Source organism: Neobittarella massiliensis (ex Bilen et al. 2018), from assembly GCF_900289145.1.
GTDB classification, from domain to species: domain Bacteria; phylum Bacillota; class Clostridia; order Oscillospirales; family Ruminococcaceae; genus Neobittarella; species Neobittarella massiliensis.
Genome location: NZ_OKQO01000020.1, coordinates 1 through 2,417 on the forward strand (window position 1 = coordinate 1; position 2,417 = coordinate 2,417).

The 2,417-nt window shown below is 42.0% G+C and carries 3 protein-coding genes; 1 reads left to right on the forward strand and 2 read right to left on the reverse strand.

What is annotated here, in order from left to right:
• Positions 1-84: 84 nt before the first annotated feature.
• Complete coding sequence (locus tag C6Y32_RS15000) at positions 85-1,119, forward strand: IS1595 family transposase (RefSeq protein WP_105206064.1); 1,035 nt, start codon at positions 85-87, stop codon at positions 1,117-1,119.
• 223 nt (positions 1,120-1,342) lie between these two features.
• On the opposite strand, the gene C6Y32_RS15005 is transcribed toward C6Y32_RS15000, so the two are convergent.
• Positions 1,343-1,618, reverse strand: coding sequence for a hypothetical protein (locus tag C6Y32_RS15005; protein ID WP_105206065.1), 276 nt, complete (start codon positions 1,616-1,618; stop codon positions 1,343-1,345).
• Complete coding sequence (locus C6Y32_RS15195) at positions 1,615-2,052, reverse strand: hypothetical protein (RefSeq protein WP_129589469.1); 438 nt, start codon at positions 2,050-2,052, stop codon at positions 1,615-1,617. Before C6Y32_RS15195 ends, C6Y32_RS15005 begins: the two co-directional genes overlap by 4 nt.
• Positions 2,053-2,417: the final 365 nt, after the last annotated feature.

Here is a 2,417-nt window from a genome sequence, read left to right on the forward strand (position 1 = left end):
AAGGCTATGTCACAATAAATAGTTGACTAAATTTAGTAAATGATGTAATATAATGGTAGAAAAAGCAAGAAAGAAGAATTGCCAATGTCTGCCATTAAAGAAATTTTAAACTCCATACGAAAGTTGTCGTGTGAAGATCAAAAGTATCTTAAATCACTTTTGCTGAATGAGTTTGCTGTTGAGTCCGACATGGACGAATTTGTGGCAGAAGAGCGATTTGCCAATGGCCAAATGTGCCCGAGGTGCGGTGGTGTACATATTGTTTGTAACGGACATCGCAAGGATGGCACACAACGGTACATGTGTAAGGACTGCAAGCGGTCGTTCATAGCGACGACAAATTCCATCGTGGCTGGCACGAAGAAAGACTTGCGGGTATGGGAAAAGTACATCTCTTGCATGATGGCTGGAATGCCGATTCGGCAGACCGCTGAGACTTGCGGGATTCATAGGAACACCGCGTTTTACTGGCGGCACAAAATATTGGATGCCCTGCAAGATAGATTTGGTAAGGTTGAATTGGACGGGATTGTCGAGGTCGATGAGACTTTTTTCACTGTGTCGTATAAAGGAGATCACAAGAGAAGTAAAGTCTTTTCGATGCCGCGGGAGGTTCATAAGCGAGGGAAAGCCGCGCGATTGCACGGGTTGTCCCGTGAGAAGGTGTGTGTTCCCTGTGCAATTAGTAGGAACGGCTCTTCCTTTGCGAGAGTAGCCAACCTCGGTCGGATTTCAACAAATTCATTAGATGAGATGTTTCGCGGTAAGATCACAGACGGGGCGACGCTGGTCACTGACAAGGCGAGCGCCTATATTCGGTTTGCCGAAAATAACGGTTTGAAACTGGTTCAGCTGAAAAGTGGTGTTGGGAACAGGGGCGTTTATAACGTTCAGAGAATCAACAGTTACCACAGCAAGCTGAAACGGTTTATTCGTGGTTTCAATGGCGTTTCGACCAAGTATCTAAATAACTACTTGGCGTGGAACAATTTTGTGAACTGTGGGAAAGAGACAGTGGTGGAGAAGCAGAACATACTGTTAAGGTGTGCTCTTACTGCCGTAATGAAATTGAAATGTACGGAAGTTTCGAGTAGGCCGCCAATTCCTATGTTGGGATAAATAAACGAATATAAATAAACAGCCCACCTCATAAAAGGTGGGCTAATCGTGTTTGTGGGAGATGATAGTTGCTGTGGAAGTTTCTTATATAAATGGTCGTATATGCCTGTGCTTCGACCAACTTGACATTGTTTTCAGCGGTGTACCGCGTGAAGAACAGAAAAAAGACACTAAAAATCTGGTTGATACTTTTAAGGCGTTTGAAGAAAAGTACAGAAAAAAGCTACATCTGACTGAATGAAAATATATTCGCCATACCAAGCAAATCTTCCCAACACGAATAATCGGTATGTTGATTGATATACGAGTCGAAATCATCACCTAGGATTGCTATTAAATCCTCCATTGAAGTTACTGTATATCCACCAGTTTTAAAAAACTCTTCAATGGATGAAAACTTCGTATACCGATTCATAAAGGTCGGTGTAAATAAATCAATTACTTCTTCAAAGTCAAGTCCATCTTGATTTGACGGTAAACTAAAATGCAGTGATCTCATGGTGCTGTTCCTCCTCCGTCCATGTTCATAAGCCAATTTTCAGTTTCACTATTATAATACACCGTCTCATCATCAAGCGTAATATGAGTGGTATAAACGGTGTTACTATAATCTGGCGCATAATAACAACGCGCTACTACGTGGTGTAACGTCGTGTGTCCAAATGCATTTGTTGTCTCAAATCCAGTTTTAATTAAATAGTAGTGCGCGGTTTGCCCACCCGCGGTTGTATAGTCAGAGATGTAACTGGTGGCAGTATGGGCCAGTTTATAATCGCTGTACTCCACGCCAAAGGATTCACTTGCGCCTTCCCAAAACGCGCTGAACACAGCGCTCTCGTAGTCTTTGCCAGTTTTTTCAGCAGGGGTAGTAGAGTTGGGATTGGAAACAATACCGATCACTCCTATTACAATGACAAAAAGAACACCTACCAAACACCCTAAGCCTCTAGTATTAACGTGAATCGAGGACTTGTTTGGTCGCCCGCAAAAGGGACAGAAGTTCAGGTTTCTTGTGATTTGACGTCCACAGTTTTTACACCTTAACATTTCGCAGCATTCCTTTATACAAAAAAGTGCGCAACCGAAGCTGCGCACCGAAAAATACACACCTTCGAATGCTGCGACACATCTTCCCACAATAGTTGCGAAAATAAGGTGTATATTTTTACCTAAAAAAATACGCACCTATTGTGGGAAAATTATTAAGATGTGTCGCACTTAAATTATATTATTTTAGCAAAAAATGTCAAGGTACTAAGTGCTATGTTTTATCAACTATTTGATGTGACATAGCCTTA